Below are 17,518 nucleotides of genomic sequence, written 5' to 3' on the forward strand. Positions count from 1 at the left end.
TTATCTGTCAGATCCACAAAGATGGAAAATAAATTACATTTAACCTATTCGTTACAAATTATCTTCCGCAACATAATATTGCGGATCGTCGAGTTCATGAGAGCAGAAAGGCCCGGCTTTCTTAAGCAGACTGATGCAGTCATGACTCAGATGGCGCAGGCGGATGCTTTTACCGGCTTCAAGATAACGCGCAGTCAGCTTATCAATCGCCTCCACCCCACTGGAATCCATGACCCGCGTACCGGCAAAATCCAGCACCACATTTTGCGGATCGTTTTCAGGATTAAACAGTTCAGCAAATGTCGCCGCAGAACCGAAGAACAGCGGCCCGTCTAGTTTATACACCGTCAGATCGCCTTTGGTTTTGTGCTCACGAATACGGATACGCGCCTGTTGCCAGGCAAAAACCAGCGCTGAGATAATGACGCCGCTGATAACCGCCACAGCAAGATCGGTGAAAATCGTGATGACCGTGACAATCAGCATTACCAGCACGTCGGCTTTCGGCATACGGCGAAGACGCCGCAGCGAACTCCACTCAAAAGTGTTGTAGCAGACAACCAGCATAATCCCGGCCAGCGCCGCGACGGGCAGCAGACCAATATAACCGGAGAGACTGACCACAAACAGAATCAGCAGGATGGCCCCCACCGTACCTGAAATCCGCCCGCGACCGCCGGAGGTAAAATTAATGATCGATTGCCCAATCATCGCACAACCGGCGAAGCAACCGAACAACCCGCAAATGGCATTGCCCGCGCCCTGGGCGATACTCTCGCGGTTACCGTTGCCCTTCTGATTCCCCATTTCATCCAGCACCGTCATGGTCAGCAGCGATTCAATCAGGCCGACCAGCGCGATCACGACGGCATAGGGCAGCACGACTTTCAGCATATCCACATTGAATGGTGCAACCGGCAGGCTGAAATGCGGCAATGCTCCTGAGATATCCGCCAGATCACCCACCCGCAAGGTATGCAGGTTAAAACCGATCGCGACGGCAGAAACGATGATCAGCGCCGCCAGCGAAGCGGGAATGATTTTGGTCAGTTTCGGGAACAGCACCACCACCAGTATCGCCAGTAGCACCAGCCCGTACATCAGTGGCCCCTGCCCGGCAATCATGTGCAACTGAGCCAGCATAATGACAATCGCCAGACCGTTCACGAAGCCGTGAACCGCAGGCAACGGCACCAGCCGGATAAATTTTCCGAGGCGGAAAACCCCAATCAGTATCTGGATCATCCCGGCAAAAATGGTCGCCCACAACACGTATCCCATACCGTGTTGCGCCGCCAGACTCATCAGCACAACTACAATGGAACCCGCCGCACCCGAGACCATGCCCGGTTTACCACCAAACAGTGCCGTTACCAGCCCGATAATAAACGCCGTATGCAGACCGACAATCGGTGACAACCCGGCAACCAGTGAAAAACCGACCGCCTCAGGGATCATTGATACCGCCACCACGAATCCGGCCAGCGTTTCATTCTTCACTTCAGACAACTTCAGACCACGCGGACTAAACATAGAACATCCGGTACATTTCCCGATCAGTTAAAAAATTGTGACAAGTATCTAAAAATGAACCAGACGAGGCAAGGTTTATCCTGTGTGCTGATATCAGGGACGGCCACAAGCGGATCGAGATAAATGTGGTTCTCGTGTATAATGCGGGGAATTGTGGTCATTACATCGTGCGGTTATATTTAATCGTTTGATAATTAAGATATTAAGGTGAGAAAAACATGGGATTCAAATGCGGTATCGTCGGCCTGCCGAACGTCGGTAAATCTACGCTGTTCAATGCGCTGACCAAAGCGGGTATCGAAGCGGCAAACTTCCCGTTCTGCACCATCGAACCGAATACCGGTGTGGTACCTATGCCCGATCCGCGTCTCGACCAGTTGGCAGAAATTGTAAAACCCCAGCGTATCCTGCCTACTACCATGGAATTTGTGGACATCGCGGGCCTGGTAAAAGGTGCCTCTAAAGGCGAAGGTCTGGGTAACCAGTTCCTGACCAACATCCGTGAAACCGAAGCGATCGGCCACGTGGTGCGCTGCTTCGAGAACGACAATATTATTCACGTTAACAATAAAGTGGATCCGGCTGATGACATTGATGTCATCAATACCGAACTGGCGTTATCTGACCTTGATACCTGCGAACGTGCGATTCATCGTGTGCAGAAACGCGCCAAAGGCGGCGACAAAGACGCGAAAGCAGAACTGGCCGCACTGGAAAAATGCCTGCCACAGCTGGAAAACGCCGGCATGCTGCGCGCGCTGGCTCTGACTGAAGAAGACAAAGCGGCCATCCGCTACCTGAGCTTCCTGACACTGAAACCCACCATGTACATCGCGAACGTTAATGAAGACGGTTTCGAGAACAATCCTTACCTCGACGTTGTGCGCAAAATTGCAGAAGCGGAAGGCTCAGTCGTCGTTGCTGTTTGTGCTGCGGTTGAATCGGACATCGCTGAACTCGACGATGCTGACCGTGAAGAATTTATGGCTGAGCTGGGTCTGGAAGAACCGGGCCTGAACCGCGTGATCCGCGCCGGTTATGAGCTGCTGAATCTGCAAACTTACTTCACCGCCGGCGTGAAAGAAGTCCGTGCATGGACCATCCCTGTTGGCGCAACGGCGCCGCAAGCTGCAGGTAAAATCCACACTGATTTTGAGAAAGGCTTTATCCGCGCACAAACCATCGCATTCGACGATTTCATCACCTACAAAGGTGAGCAAGGCGCGAAAGAAGCGGGCAAAATGCGTTCAGAAGGCAAAGACTACATCGTTAAAGATGGCGACGTGATGAACTTCCTGTTTAACGTCTGATTCCAAACTCAGCGCATATTGTTCTGAAACCTCTGCGAAAATCCACGTCATGGCGTGGATTTTTCTTTTTATCGCAAAGGTCTGCTTAAAAGTGGCTGTCCGGGCCTTCTTTCATTTCTCCTTCTGCCGCATTACGGGATATATTAGCGGCACAAACGTAAAATTATCTTTTTGTAACGGATAACATTTCAATGGCACTGATCCCAAAAAACTACCAGCGTCTGGAAAGCGGATATCGCGAGAAAGCGCTGAAAATCTATCCGTGGGTATGCGGGCGCTGTTCGCGGGAGTTTGTTTACTCAAACCTGCGTGAATTAACGGTTCACCATATCGACCATGATCATACCAATAATCCGGAAGATGGCAGTAACTGGGAGTTGTTATGTCTGTATTGCCATGACCACGAACATTCAAAATACACTGAGGCTGACCAGTACGGCACAACCGTTGTGGCAGGAGAAGATGCACAAAAAGATGTTGGCGAAGCCACCTACAATCCCTTTGCCGATTTGAAATCGATGCTTAATAAGAAAAAATAGAATCCGATGCCGTAACCCTGCGCATTCGCTTAAAATCCACGCCCTGCCGTGGATTTTTTTATGCTGTCTCCGCCCGCTCTCCCGAAAACATTTGCCCCTGAGATTTTTCTTGCATCCCAAAGCGCCATACGCATAATCGCAAATTCAAATAATAATGATTCTCAGTCCTTTTTACATTAGGGTTACACTATGCGCGAAAAAATTTCACCTGCGGGGTTTACACCGACCCTGCTGGCCCTGTTTGTCAGCGTCAGCTGCACGCCTGCACTCGCGGCCACAGCCCCTGCTCCGGCGACCGGTTCAACAGCTGCGGCGGGCGATACGATGACCATCGTCAGTACGCCGGATAATGAATTCCGGCCCGGCGGTAATCAGCTGGTTCCGGCCTATCTGGACGGCCAGGTGGCACATGGTGGCCGTCTTGGTATGCTTGGCGAACAGAATGCGATGGATGTGCCGTTTAACATCATCGGCTTCACCTCAAAATTGATGCAGGATCAGCAAGCCAGAACCATTGCTGACGTCGTGCGCAATGATGCCGGTGTTCAGAACGTTCAGGGGTATGGCAACTTCGCGGAAACCTACCGTATCCGTGGCTTCGAACTCGATGGTGATGACATGACGTATGGCGGATTACCCGGCGTGGTTCCCCGTCAGGTAATTGATACGTCATTAATTGACCGGGTGGAAATCTTCAAGGGTGCGAACGGATTACTGAACGGCGCGGCGACAAGCGGCGTTGGCGGCATGATTAACCTTGAGCCAAAACATGCGGATGACCTGCCTCTGACCCGCGTGGGTGTGGATTATACCTCTTCCTCGCAGGTCGGCGGCACGCTGGATCTGGGCCGTCGTTTTGGTGATGACAATCAGTTCGGTGTCCGTCTCAATGCCGTTAACCGCGAAGGTGAAACCGGTATTGATGGTGAGAAAAAACGCACCACCGCAGCCTCGCTGGGCCTTGATTATCGCGGTGATCGACTTCGTACCTCGGTGGATATGGGCTATCAAAAGAAAACCTTCCACGACGCCCGTCTTGGCGTAAATATCAGTGGTGTGGATTTCATCCCGAAAGTGCCATCCAACAGTCACAATTACAGTCAGGACTGGATATACAGCAATATTGAGTCCGAATTTGGTATGGCCAAAGCGGAATATGATGTGACCGATAACTGGACAGTGTATGGCGGCGTGGGTGCACAACATTCGCATGAAACCGGTGACTATGCCTCCCCTGCGCTGAAAGAGGCTGACGGAACGGCAACAATAGGCCGTCTGGATACCAACCGCATCATCAATAACTTCAGCGGAATGGCAGGCATTCGCGGCAATTTCGATACCGCATTTATTACCCACAAGGTCAATTTCGGTTATTCCGCCATGACTTCACGCAATAATACCGCGTGGCGTATGGCCTACGGTGCCAATGCCGAAAACACCAATATTTATCACACCACGAATGTCCCGAACCCGACACCTAATCTGTCTGGCGGTCATTATGACGACCCGCTGACCACCGGGCGTAACCGGACTCAGGGCTATCTGTTAGCCGACACGCTGGGCATTCTGGATGACACCGTACTGTTCACCGTCGGTGCCCGTCATCAGAAAGTGATCGTACGTAATTACAAGAATGCGACCGGCGCTGAAGACGTGTCATCACGTTACAGCGACAGCCGCTGGATGCCGACGTACGGCGTTGTGTACAAACCGTGGCAGGTTATTTCCCTGTACGCCAACCACACCGAATCTTTACAACCCGGTGATGTGGCACCGGACACAGCGAAAAACTACGGTACAACCACCGGCATTGCGCATTCAAAACAAAACGAAGTGGGTGTAAAAGCGGACTTCGGGCGTGTTGGCGGTTCGTTTGCGTTATTTGAAATCAAAAAACCTTCAGGCATCCTCAACAGTCAGGATTTCTACGGCATGGACGGTGAGCAACGTAACCGGGGTGCAGAACTGAACGTCTTTGGCGAGCCGGTGCTGGGCCTGCGTCTGAACGGCAGCGCCACCTGGATTGATCCGGAAATGACCAAAACAGAAGACAATACCTACAACGGTAAAGATGCGATTGGCGTGCCGCGTTACAACCTGGTTCTGGGGGCGGAATATGACATTAAACCGGTTGACGGCCTGACGGCCACCGCGCTGGTGAATCATTCCGGCTCCCAGTGGGCAGACTCCGCCAACACGAAGAAAATTGACGCTTATACCGTTCTGGATCTTGGCGTGCGCTACCGGACCAAAATTAACCAAAATGATATGGTCTGGCGTGCGGGTGTTGATAACGTGACCAACGAAAAATACTGGTCAAATATCGACAGCACCGGAACCTATATCTATCAGGGAGAACCGCGTTCGCTCAAAGTCTCAATGACGTACGACTTCTGATCCTGATGTAAAAAACCGATATAAAAAAGGGATGCACACAGCATCCCTTATTTTTTGCAGTGCGGAGTTTTTATTGGCTGTTTTCCGGCGGCGGTAAGATGACCGTGATCTTCAGCCCGCCCTGCGTTTTCTTCGCTGCACGGATCTGCCCGCTATGAGCTTCACAAATCGCACGGGCGATGGATAAACCTAATCCGCTACCCCCGGAATGCCTTGCACGAGAAGATTCTGCCCGGCTGAAGCGTTCAAACATAACAGGCAGAAAACTGTCATCCACACCCGGCCCCTTATCCTGAAACGTTATCTCATAACCGCCATTGCGGGGGGCGATCGCGATGTCCAGACGCTGTCCTTCCAGCGCATAACGCAATGCATTCTCCATCAGAATGGTAAATACCTGCCCGAGCCGAAACGGATCACCGATATAACGGCACGGGGCACCCGGCGTCAGGGTGATATCAAAACCGGCTTTCGCCGACTGAGGTTTCAGCCATGTAATCCGCTCGCGCAGCAGTTCTGCCAGATCCAGCTCTGTCTTACTGAGGTTCAGCTGACCGGCATCCGCCAGCGACAGCAAATGCAGTTCGTCGATCAGACGGTTCAGATGCAAAAGCTGTGTCATCACCATCTGCAACTGCTGCGGCTCCGGGCGGAACACACCGTCCAGCATGCCCTGTAAACGCCCGACCGCCGCCGTGAGCGGCGATCGCAGTTCATGCGCCATCGCCACATGGGAGGCCCGCAACTCCCGCTCATAGCGTGAAAGTTGCAGCATCATGGCGTTAAAATCATCGGTGAACTGTATCAGCTCCGCCGGGGCATTTTTCACCGGCTCAGCCCGCGTATTGAAATCCCCCTGCGTGACCGCACGCGCCACCTGCGCCAGACGGCTAAATTGCGACGAAAGCGGACGCGCGGCTTTTAATCCCAAAATAGCGATAAACGGCGTCACCACTAATACCAGGATGCCAACCATAAGCCAGTCGGCCGAAGCGATGGAAGGATCGGAGTACCGCGCCCCCCAGCCCTGATCGACAATCTCATGAAAGCGCGTGAGGTTAAGATCCGGATTGTCCCGCAGCAGGTAGAATTCTGCCCTGAGCGCGGGAGACATATGGTGCAATACCCAGAGATTCTGAATGGCAAAACGCAGCCACATGCACAACGCGATCACGACCACACTGCCGATGGCCAGCGTCAGGACCCGCACACAAATCCAGCGCCACAAGGACTGATAATTTGACGGATTCATGGTTGTCTGAACCGGTAACCGACGCCACGCACGTTGACTAATACGTTAACGATACCTGCGGACTCGAGTTTTTTGCGCAGGTTATAGACATGCGTATCAACCACCCTTTCCAGCGCCTCGCTTTCCGGCAGACAATGTTCCAGTAAGTACTGACGTGAGAACGGGCGTGTCGGTGCCCGCATCAGTGTGCTCAGAACGCCAAATTCTGTTGGTGTTAAATCAAGATAATGCGATTCGCCCGAGGTTGAGCGAACCGCCGCCGTCAGCGCCTCGACATCCACGTCGAGTCCCTGCCAGCGCAACACGGCGGGGGTGCTGTTTTCCTCTGCTGCAACACGGCGCAGCACTGCCTGCACCCGGGCCACCACTTCCCCCGGATTATAAGGTTTGACCACATAATCATCCGCACCGAAACGCAGCGCGCCAATTTTATCGGGCATGTCGCCCATCGCTGTCACCATGATCACCGGCGTGCTGCTTTCACGCCGCAGCGATGCCAGAACATCGGTGCCACGCATTCCCGGCAGCATGACATCCAGCAGAATGAGATCCGGCTTCCAGCGCAGCGCGTGCTCCAGCCCGGAAAGGCCGTCACCGGCAATTTGCACGTCATACCCTTCACGTTTTAAATAAGCATCGAGAACATCTGCCGCATCGGCATCATCTTCAATAATCAGGATCCGCTTTGTCTGCATCGTGGTCGCCTTGACTGTTTCATCATAAATTCCCGGCAGTTTACTGCACTGCCTCTTCTTACTTCAGGTTTCAGACGCGGCTGCAATCCGCTACGAAACATACGTTTGGGTGATGAGGGATTATAATGATATCCAGAAAACTAATACTGCACATTACCTGTTTCAGTGTTTCCTGTATTGCCTCCCGGTTCGGCCTCCGGCGGGTGATCGTTACTGTCACCCGATCCGCAGGCAAAACCCTGCAAATTTCGCGGGCCACGCGCTTTCTGAGGGCTCAAAAGCATAAAACCCCGGATCCGGTTCATGCGATTATCGGGCGGCTATTTCGGGGATAATTGTCACAGGCAACGCCCCGCTTCCAAATTTATCCTTCAGGAAAAAAAGATGACGACCTTAAACGAAAAACTGGCCTGGCGTTACGCAACCAAGAAGTTTGATGCGACCAAAACGGTACCGGCCGAAAAGATTGAAAATATTATTGAGGCCGTGCGTCTGGCACCGACCTCAAGCGGCCTGCAACCCTTCGAACTGTTAGTGATCACCAATCCTGATATTCGTGCAAAAATCCGCACCGTTTCCTGGGATCAGGCACAGGTTACTGACTGTTCTCACCTGCTGGTATTCGCAGCATGGGATGACATCACACCTGAACGCGTGAACATGATGTTTGACCTGACCAATGAAGTCCGTGGTTTTAAAAACGAAGGCTGGGAAAGCTACCGCCAGAAGCTCTTGGCTATCGTTGCTGAACGCGGTACCGAAGCCAATTATCAGGCCGCCGCGCGTCAGGCCTACATTGGTTTAGGCGCCGCGTTGATTGCCGCCGCGTTTGAAGAAGTTGATGCGACGCCGATGGAAGGGTTTGATCCTATTGCCGTGGATGGAATCCTCGGCCTGAAAGACAAAAACCTGCGCAGTGTCGTGATCCTGCCGCTGGGCTATCGCGCCCATGAAGGTGACTGGCTGGTGAACCTGAAGAAAGTTCGCCGCAGCCGTGAAAACTTCGTGACTGAAATTAAGTCATAAACACAGCTGTCCCATCTTTTGCAGTATCGCCTTATTATTAAATGGCATTGCAGAAGGTGGGATTCACTTCTTTTCATTTAATTAACAAATTAAATTCATACGTCCCTTCCCCGTTGTATTATTACATCCCTTTTGTAGAATTATTTAATTCCGATTTAAAATCCGAATTTGGACAACTATGAAATTACTATAGCTATAACATCAATATGCCTCTATAGTTAGCATGCTCTATATAATATGTATTTATTATATTTAGGTTGGTAAGGATTCCTTATACGGATAGATACATCGAGCATTACTCGTAAATTAAAGGATTAAATATGAACAAAAAATTACTTCCTGCATCCATAGCAGCATTAATGATGATTGGCGGTATTAATACTGCTTCTGCTGCTTCTATACTTTTCACCGGTTCAATAACTGCGCATAGTTGCATCCTTGATGTGAATAACAGTGGTTCTACGGTAGGCGATGTGGATATGGGCAGCATTTCGGTCAAGACGCTGACCGCTAATACCGGCGCAACTTCGACGCCCGTTCCGTTCACTATAAGCCTTAAAGAGTGCACCGGTGCTTCATCTTATTCAATTGAATTTGCTGGCAACAGTGCATCTTTTAATAACAATTACTTCCGTGCTCCGGATTCAATGGGCTCCGGTGTATTCTATGAAATCAAAGACAGTGAAGGCCGGAACGTCCAATCTAATGAGATACTCGAAACCAATATCTCTAAAGATGAACAGTCTGCTGACATGAATTTCACTGTAAACTTACTGGCAATAAACAATGTAGTTAATCAAGGTAATTTCGTTATGTCTAATGGTATAAATGTTCATTATGAATGATGCTTGATGCCGAGTTTTTCATTCTGCAACAATAATTAACATTAATAAACACCACCAATATATGGATATATTATGAACAAAAAAATTATCGCACTTCCTTTGAGTATCTTACTTACTCTGGGCTTAATGGAAACCGCCTCGGCAACCGGTACCGTTAATTTTAAAGGAAGTTTAGCAGGCAGCATCTGCACAATTGATATCAATAATAGTGGTCTGGACAATAGCAATATCGATCTGGGCACTATCGAGGCTAACACTCTCAATACTGTGGGAGCAACTTCGCCGGCAGTCCAATTCAATGTGGATATGACAGATTGCCCGACAGGTTATTCCAGTTTTCAGTTCCAGTTTTCTGGTGATGAATATGGTTCAACGGGCGACTTCGCTGTATCGCATGAACATGATGACGGTGTCGTTATTGAACTGAAAGATATGAATGGCGCCCAGGTATCACCTAACACGCCGATTCAGGTGGCAGCAGCGGCCCAAAGTGATTCAAAAATAAGACTGCCTTTCACTGCAAACATTCGCTCTACCAAAGGTGAAGCCGCAGTCGGTCAGTTTGTTATGGCTACCAATATTTCTGTTCAGTACGAATAACAGATAGCCGTAAAAAATGGTCCTCTATGAGACAGCCTGAAAAGGAGGTCTCATTGAATAAGGTTCACTATATTTTCAATTTTTGGATCTCTTTATGTCCTTTGTGAAAAAGGCCCTGTTGCCTCTCATTCTATTCACCCAATCATCATTCGTTTTTGCGGGTATACAAATCGGCGCAACGCGTGTTATTTATGAGGAACAGAAACAGGATTCCGTCATAAAAATATCAAACCCAGACAAAACCAACAATTATCTGATCCAGTCGTGGGTTGAATCATTATCAGACACCCCTTCTGCAACAGATGCCATAAAGAAAAAATCAAAATCTAAAATTAAATCTCCTTTTATCGTTACTCCTCCACTCTTCAGCCTTTCTGCAGGCGAAGAAAATGTGTTGCGTATTATTCATAATGGTGCCGCCCTGCCCGAGGATCACGAATCCCTCTTCTGGCTGAATATAAAGTCTATACCTGAGACCGAAAAGAAAGACTCGAACACGATGGTATTTTCAGTCAAGTCAACGTTGAAACTTATTTATCGTCCTGAAGCGCTCTCCGGGGATAAAGCAACCCGTGCTTATCAAAAAATCACGTTCAAAAAACAGGGAAACCAACTCGTTGCCACGAACCCAACCCCGTATTATCTGACATTTTCCTCACTCAAGGTTGATGACAAAGAGCTGGTGATTAAAAACAAAGCAATGCTCGCACCCAATTCGTCAATGACTTATGACTTAGGGAATTCGTCAGGCAAAGCGACCGCCTCATGGACAACGCTGGGCGATCAGGGCCAGACAACACCTGCAGAATCATCGAAACTCTGATTTTTAAGTGAGTTTTCTCATGCCGTCCGCATTTACTGATGAGGGTGGCATTTTGTGTTTTTACTTAACAATTCTCACTGACAAGACGTCAGAATTGCTCCCTTTTTATTCATATCAAAGGAAGGCGTAGCTGTAAGATTAAAGGATTGATCATGTCAACATTGCTCTACCCGAAAGCCGCAAAAAGGCCAAAATATTCCTGGCGTAAAATAGCCTGCATAACGTGTGCTGAATTATTGATCATCCTCAACCCGACGTTAGCCTTAAGCGCAGAAAAATATTATGACGCAAGCGCACTCGAATTAGATGGCCCTGGAGGTGGACAGCAGGTAGACCTGTCTCGATTCAATACGCCGGGTAAACAGCTACCGGGTATATATCACGTCGAAATATTTATAAATGAAAAAAACATCGGACAACGGGATATTAATTTTGTAGAGAATGAGAAAGGCGAATTGGAGCCAGAGATCCCATTGAGCCAATACCGAAAAGCAGGTGTTAAAATTGATGAAATACCTGCATTTGCACATATTGAAGACGATAGCATTATTGTAGATATTGATAAGGAAATTGAAGGAGCATACGCTAAATTTAATTTCAAACAACAACGCGTTACCGTTAACATTCCACAGATCTTAATGAAAAATATCCCTTCCGATTACATTGACCCCGAACAATGGAGTCAGGGACTGGCAACTGTTTTTACCAGCTATGACTTTAGCGGTGCCCAAACCCATGACAAAAATATTGATTCTGAAGAAGGCAATCAATACCTTAATTTACGTAATGGCGTAAATCTGGGAGCATGGCGATTAAGGAATTACACAACCTGGAGTCATAATTCCAGTGGTGATAAATGGAACAATATCAATACTTACCTGCAGAAGGATATTGCTAAACTAAAAGGGAAATTAACATTGGGTGACGATTCAACCCAAAGTGATGTCTTTGATAGTTTCGCCTTTCGCGGGGTAGAAATGGCCTCCGAAGACAGAATGATGTCAAGCAGGGAAAGTGGCTTTGCTCCTGTTATCCGCGGCATAGCAAATACCGCAAATGCTCAGGTCACGGTCAGTCAGGATGGGTATGTAGTTTATCAAACCTATGTGCCCGCGGGTCCGTTTGAAATAACTGATTTATTCCCCAGTACGGGGGGTGGGGACCTAGACGTCACCGTTAAGGAAGCTGACGGAAGTGAACGCAAATTTACGCAAAGTTTTGGCTCAGTCCCTGTAATGCAGCGGGAAGGACATCTGAAATACGAAGTTATGGCGGGGAAATATAACAATGACAGTGGTTCCGCTCAAGATCCTAATGTTGCTTTAATTACCGGGCTTTACGGTTTGCCACATGATACAACCGTATACGGTGGTTTGACCAACAGTGATAAATATACAGCGCAACAGCTTGGCTATGGCCTCGGATTAGGGCCATTCGGTTCGGTGTCTGTTGATGCGACACATTCGGAAACGCGCACTGACCGTAAAGTTTTTTCAGGAGAGTCATACCGTTTAAAGTATGCAAAATCTCTTAACAGCATGGGAACACAAATTAATTTATCCGCCTTCCTGTTTCCGGGTAAAGACTATTATTCTTTTGAAGATGCGTTGGACATTATCAGTAATGACTCAAACTTATCATCTGGCCAAAAACATGACCGATATGAAGTGAGTTTCAGCCAACCATTGAAAGATTATGGTTCCATTTCAGTCTATGCATATAGACAAAACTATTGGGATCAGGAACCCGATAATTATTTTTCAGTTTCCTATAGCGGTAGTTATGGGGCTATGACACTAAGCATTAACTATAACTATACACAGAGCGAAAACGGCGAACCAGATAAACAACTCGCCTTAACTCTTCAGGTACCTTTAGAAAGTTTATTACCGCAAACCTGGGCGACATATTCCATGACATCAGACAGTTCCAACCACATTGTCCAGACGGCAGGAATCAATGGCACCCTTCTTGAAGGCAACAATCTGAATTATGGTATCAATTCCACTGTGGGAAATGATAGTGATGGGGGAAGCATTAATGCCGTCTACAAAGGATCATCTGCTGAACTGACCAGTAATTACAGCGAGTCTTTAGCAAACCGGCGATTAAGTTATGGTATCCGCGGTGCAATACTGGCACATCCTTATGGTGTAACACTCTCCCAACCATTATCTTCCGATGCCCCCATTGCATTGGTCAGAATACCTGATCAGGAAAATATTTCGATTACAAATGGTGTCGGAATTAAAACCGACAGCCGGGGATATGCCGTCGTGCCAAATATACAGCCCTACAGGATTAATGCAATTGGGCTCGACACCGATACTCTGGCCAGCAATTTAGAGATTGCCACAACGATGAATAATGTCATCCCTACTGATGGTGCATTAGTATTAGCTGACTTTAATGTCCGTTCAGGAGAGCGTGTATTAATGACATTATCGCGCCCTGACAATCATGAAATTCCTTTTGGCGCGACAGCAACAGCTGGTGAAAATAGTAGCAACAGTATTGTTGCAGATAATGGCTTAGTGTATTTGATTGGTATGCCAAAAAAAGGAATCGTGACCGTAAAGTGGGGAGATGAACAAGATGAGCAATGCCAGGCAGCGTTTGAACTTCCTGCTCTTCCCAAAGACAGTAAAGACAGTAAAGACAAAAAATTCTCAATGGTTGAAGTTAATGGATTATGTGTTTAGGAGATAAATAATGTTACAACCAGGAACAACAAGAAAGCCAGTGACAAAAATGTCACTTTTACTCACGAAGACAGGGATATTTTTTCTCTTCTTTTTTCCTGTACTAAGCCATGCTCAATGCACATCGACTGAGCAGGCGCGTGAATTAACATTTACTCCCGGACATATCGTGATCCCACACAATCGTCCGGCGGGCTACGTGCTTTATGAACAAGTATTGACAGACCCTTCCAGTGGCGGAGCCAGTAAGATACTCAACTGTCAGGGTGGGGGTAAAATAAACGCCAGAATTAATTTAGGAAATTTATTAAAAAACAATATTTACAGTACAAACATTCCGGGTGTCGGATATCGTTTATCATTAACTGAGCACCCGTTCCCCTGGGATCTTGATTTAAAATGTAACAATACGATTTGCCAACGTGATATCCCGGTTAATACACAATACAAACTAGAATTAATTAAAACCAATGACCGTAAGACAACGGCCGGTGTGTTATCCGCGGGGCGTTATGCAAAATTAATCACTGATGGCGGGAGTGATATTACTCACATTAATATTGGCAGTACCCTAATCGCACCCTCTGCCTGTACACTTTCCGATGAAAACATTCACGTTGATTTAGGACGCTTTGATGTTAAAGATTTCAAAGGACCGGGTAGCAGTGTAGGCGAGCGGAATTTCAGAATTGATCTCAATTGTGATGCCCAAATGCAATACAGTATTGTATTTGATGGCATTGAACCTGAAGCAAAACCTTCCAATGGGCTGATCGCATTAGATAAAATCCCAGGAAGTGCCGAAGGGATCAGTCTAAGAATTAAGCATAACAGTCAGCCAGTTGAATTGAGGAAAGATATCCCCTTCACATCAGACGTAATGGGTACAACCTCGTTATTATTCAGTGTTGAATACTACCAGATAATGGATAACGTGGTCGCGGGTAAAGCCAATGGTAAAGCGACATTTAATATACGCTATGATTAATACGTTTATGAGGGGGGTCATCGGTGACTCCCTCATAAGTCATCAGTATTTCTCAGGGAGTTTATTAATTTTTATCAACTTCCCTCTTTTTATTTCAACATATCCGCCTTTACGCAGATCAGAGAGAATCTTCATTATTCCACTTCTGCCAAGGTAACATCTTTCGGAGATATATTTTTCGATACTATAATTTTGGATTATTTCATCAGGCTCATTGCTCATTTCGATCAACAATGACTTAATCACCAGATAGCTACTTCTATGCGAAATATCATAGTATCGGCTGGAGAGAAAGCCGATCTGAAATGCCAGAAAATGCGCCAGAGAACTCCAGCATTGTTTTTTTGAAATTATTTCAATGGCGCGCTGACTTTCTAACCGGTAAATCACACCATCTGAAATATGTTCAATAGCCAAAAGATTCATTTTTTCCGGATATAACCCTTGAGCCATACCTAAAATATAAGGTGCTGATACCGTTTTTATGCTCATTCCCGCAGAGAGGTCTTTGACGAGAAAATGACCAGACTTCACTAAATAGATAAATGAAACATTATTTTCATCAGTAAATAAAAATTCACTACCCCCCATCACTGCAAGTTCTGTCGAATATGGAAAAAGGAAATCAAAGATTATTCTAGTATGCGCATTGAGGATATCTCTTTTTGTTTCAAAAAGCATTATTTTTAGAGCTCCGCACTAAATAAAAATGTGATTATACCCTTTAAGAGAGTAGAGTGGCACTCTATTTTTATTCGGTCAAACTTAAAAACATTAACTACTTTAATTCATAAGTCAGATATTTCCCCTGCCGACATTCTGCTGCTGAATGCCATCACTGAATTTCACAACCGTGAATCAAAAGTTAAACACTTTCGGGGTAGCAGCGCCCAAATAATATTGAACAGATATTTTAACTGCCAATACCATTTATTTACCTTAGATGCCCGTGATGCTAAAAGACAAACAGGCGGCGTGGTGCTGCTCGTCGTGACGATGGCATGGATCATCGCGTTGTTTACGCTGATCAGTGCCAGGATTGTGCTGACCACAAGAGTTGTCGCCATAGCTGGCAATTGACAGCGCGCTCAGCCCGCCCCCTTGTGCAGGGGACGAGCAAGATAATACCTCTCTTTTTTATCTTCCTGCCGGTTCCGGCCTGACTGCGCCTTCCAGCGCAGCCTTTAATTCACTTTCGGTCATCCGCACACAATAGGACGGCATGCCGCGCTGGAAGCGCCAGCCTTCGGAAAGTGCGCCGACATCAACGGCGTCGAAACCAAATGCGTCGTATAACGCAATGACCGTTTTTTTCGTTTCCGCATCATCGCCGGCGACAGGCAATGCCCGGCGTTGCGGGTTTCCGGCAGGTAAGCCGTCTTTTTCAAGATCCGTCATCTGAATCGCATTGAACGCTTTGGTGATTTTTGACTGTGGCAGGAAGCCTGCAAGATATTCGCTGGTGGTCGTGGTCTGATTGTCCAGTTCTGCCACCTGACCGTCACGTTCGGGATAATAATTCACAGCATCGATGACCGGTTTTCCGGCGATTTCCGCGACCGGCAATTGCCCGATAGCCGTCAGTGGCACAGCAATCACCACGATATCGCCAAAAGTAGCCGCTTCTGTGGCCGTACCGATTTCACACCCGATCATCGGCCTGAGGCTGAATAGCGTCTGAGGCCCCCGCGAATTACTGAGCATGACCTGATGTCCGGCTTTTATCGCCAGTTTCGCCACTGCCCGGCCCACAAAACCTGCCCCGATAATGCCTATTTTCATGATTTTTACCTTTCATTTTGTTGTCGATAGGTTAAGAATAATTCCCTACTCAATATTGATAAATCGTCGCTATCGACACACACAAACAACATATAAGAGGGAATCGTGGATCGTTTAACCAGCATGAATGTATTCGTCAGAACGGCCGATCTCGGTTCTTTCGCGGCCGCAGCTGAGGCATTACGTATTTCCCCGCAAATGGTCGCGAAGCATATTGCCCATCTCGAATCGCGACTGGGGACGCCACTGATCAACCGCACGACGCGGCGTCAACATCTTACGGATATCGGACGCAGTTATTATGAGCGCTGTAAAATCGTGCTTTCAGAAGCCGAAGCGGCGGATGCCATCGCCCTTGAGATGAAAATCACGCCTTCAGGCACTTTGCGCGTTAACGCTCCGGTTACCTTCGGCACATCCTCGCTGACGCCTTTCATCACGCACTATCTTGCACAATATCCGGAGACACAAATAGAGCTGACCCTGAGCGACCGTCTGGTCGATCCGGTTGAAGAAGGTTATGAGGTGATCCTGCGAATTGGTGAACTCACTGACAGCCAGATGATTGCTTATCCGCTGCGACCGTACCGGCTGATTGCCTGTGCGTCTCCGGACTATCTTGCCCAAAATGGGGTGCCGGAAACGCCTGCAGAACTGGCCAACCATTCATGTCTGGTTTACGGTATCTGGTCGCCACAGGCCCCCTGCCGCTGGCAATTTTATAAAGAAGGAAAAATGCAGGAAATTCACCCAGAGGGCCGTTTGCGCTCGAACGACTGGCGCGCGCTGCTGCACGCCGCTGTCAGCGGATATGGCGTGACACTGGGGCCGGAAGATGTGCTGAAGGAAGAAATAAATGCAGGACGGCTGATACAGGTTTTACCCGGCTACGAAGGCCCTTCGCGACCAATGCATGTACTGACACCTGCCGGTTTACGGCAAACTGTGAAGATCCGCAGTTTTATTCAGGCTGTAAAACAAGCATTTGGCTGAACCCCCGTGCCAAAAAAAATCCACGCTTGTGCG

16 protein-coding genes are annotated in these 17,518 nt (G+C 48.0%); 11 read left to right on the plus strand and 5 right to left on the minus strand.

The annotated features are described in order from the left end of the window. Positions 1 to 51: 51 nt before the first annotated feature. Positions 52 to 1,533 carry a SulP family inorganic anion transporter gene (locus tag ETV65_RS02120; protein ID WP_129951351.1) on the minus strand — a complete coding sequence of 494 codons (1,482 nt, stop codon included), beginning with the start codon at positions 1,531 to 1,533 and terminating at the stop codon, positions 52 to 54. Between the two features lie 218 nt (positions 1,534 to 1,751). On the opposite strand from ETV65_RS02120, the gene ychF reads away from it, so the two are divergent. From ychF to ETV65_RS02135, 3 genes are all read left to right on the plus strand, one after another. Further along, a complete protein-coding gene (ychF, locus tag ETV65_RS02125; RefSeq protein WP_129951352.1) occupies positions 1,752 to 2,843 on the plus strand; it encodes a redox-regulated ATPase YchF in 1,092 nt (363 codons plus the stop codon). Positions 2,844 to 3,034: 191 nt separating this feature from the next. Then, positions 3,035 to 3,382 (plus strand): HNH nuclease YajD, encoded by a 348-nt coding sequence (gene yajD / locus ETV65_RS02130; RefSeq protein ID WP_129951353.1) that lies wholly within the window; start codon positions 3,035 to 3,037, stop codon positions 3,380 to 3,382. A gap of 189 nt (positions 3,383 to 3,571) precedes the next feature. Next, complete coding sequence (locus ETV65_RS02135) at positions 3,572 to 5,779, plus strand: TonB-dependent siderophore receptor (RefSeq protein ID WP_129951354.1); 2,208 nt, start codon at positions 3,572 to 3,574, stop codon at positions 5,777 to 5,779. A 70-nt stretch (positions 5,780 to 5,849) separates the two neighbouring features. On the opposite strand, the gene ETV65_RS02140 is transcribed toward ETV65_RS02135, so the two are convergent. Then, a complete protein-coding gene (locus ETV65_RS02140; RefSeq protein WP_129951355.1) occupies positions 5,850 to 7,031 on the minus strand; it encodes an ATP-binding protein in 1,182 nt (393 codons plus the stop codon). Further along, positions 7,028 to 7,726, minus strand: a complete 699-nt coding sequence (locus ETV65_RS02145; RefSeq protein WP_129951356.1) for a response regulator — start codon at positions 7,724 to 7,726, stop codon at positions 7,028 to 7,030. The genes ETV65_RS02140 and ETV65_RS02145 overlap by 4 nt, the downstream gene beginning before the upstream one ends. 384 nt (positions 7,727 to 8,110) lie before the next feature. Between ETV65_RS02145 and ETV65_RS02150 the strand changes: the two genes are divergently transcribed. The 6 genes from ETV65_RS02150 to ETV65_RS02175 all read left to right on the plus strand — a co-directional run bounded on the left by ETV65_RS02150 (position 8,111) and on the right by ETV65_RS02175 (position 14,710). Beyond that, on the plus strand, positions 8,111 to 8,752 hold the full coding sequence (locus ETV65_RS02150) for a nitroreductase family protein (protein WP_129951357.1): 642 nt from the start codon (positions 8,111 to 8,113) through the stop codon (positions 8,750 to 8,752). Between the two features lie 320 nt (positions 8,753 to 9,072). Then, a complete protein-coding gene (locus ETV65_RS02155) occupies positions 9,073 to 9,597 on the plus strand; it encodes a fimbrial protein (RefSeq protein ID WP_129951358.1) in 525 nt (174 codons plus the stop codon). Between the two features lie 72 nt (positions 9,598 to 9,669). Next, positions 9,670 to 10,197, plus strand: a complete 528-nt coding sequence (locus ETV65_RS02160) for a fimbrial protein (protein ID WP_129951359.1) — start codon at positions 9,670 to 9,672, stop codon at positions 10,195 to 10,197. Positions 10,198 to 10,291: 94 nt separating this feature from the next. After that, on the plus strand, positions 10,292 to 11,020 hold the full coding sequence (locus tag ETV65_RS02165) for a molecular chaperone (protein WP_129951360.1): 729 nt from the start codon (positions 10,292 to 10,294) through the stop codon (positions 11,018 to 11,020). 152 nt (positions 11,021 to 11,172) lie between these two features. Then, positions 11,173 to 13,722, plus strand: coding sequence for a fimbria/pilus outer membrane usher protein (locus ETV65_RS02170; protein ID WP_129951361.1), 2,550 nt, complete (start codon positions 11,173 to 11,175; stop codon positions 13,720 to 13,722). A 10-nt stretch (positions 13,723 to 13,732) separates the two neighbouring features. Further along, complete coding sequence (locus tag ETV65_RS02175; protein WP_129951362.1) at positions 13,733 to 14,710, plus strand: fimbrial protein; 978 nt, start codon at positions 13,733 to 13,735, stop codon at positions 14,708 to 14,710. A 42-nt stretch (positions 14,711 to 14,752) separates the two neighbouring features. Here ETV65_RS02175 and ETV65_RS02180 read toward each other — a convergent pair whose 3' ends face one another. Continuing rightward, a complete protein-coding gene (locus ETV65_RS02180) occupies positions 14,753 to 15,391 on the minus strand; it encodes a winged helix-turn-helix transcriptional regulator (protein WP_129951363.1) in 639 nt (212 codons plus the stop codon). A gap of 30 nt (positions 15,392 to 15,421) precedes the next feature. On the opposite strand from ETV65_RS02180, the gene ETV65_RS02185 reads away from it, so the two are divergent. Continuing rightward, a complete protein-coding gene (locus ETV65_RS02185) occupies positions 15,422 to 15,790 on the plus strand; it encodes a hypothetical protein (protein ID WP_129951364.1) in 369 nt (122 codons plus the stop codon). Between the two features lie 57 nt (positions 15,791 to 15,847). Here the strand turns inward: ETV65_RS02185 and ETV65_RS02190 are convergent, their stop codons facing one another. Further along, entirely contained in the window at positions 15,848 to 16,492 is a 645-nt protein-coding gene (locus ETV65_RS02190) for an NAD(P)-binding domain-containing protein (RefSeq protein WP_129951365.1), read from the minus strand. Between the two features lie 105 nt (positions 16,493 to 16,597). Here ETV65_RS02190 and ETV65_RS02195 point away from each other — a divergent pair, with 105 nt between their 5' ends. After that, positions 16,598 to 17,485 carry a LysR family transcriptional regulator gene (locus ETV65_RS02195; RefSeq protein ID WP_129951366.1) on the plus strand — a complete coding sequence of 296 codons (888 nt, stop codon included), beginning with the start codon at positions 16,598 to 16,600 and terminating at the stop codon, positions 17,483 to 17,485. The last annotated feature ends 33 nt before the right edge of the window (positions 17,486 to 17,518 follow it).

This window comes from Rahnella sp. RFA10(1/100), from assembly GCF_004195115.1.
Lineage (GTDB): Bacteria > Pseudomonadota > Gammaproteobacteria > Enterobacterales > Enterobacteriaceae > Rahnella > Rahnella perminowiae.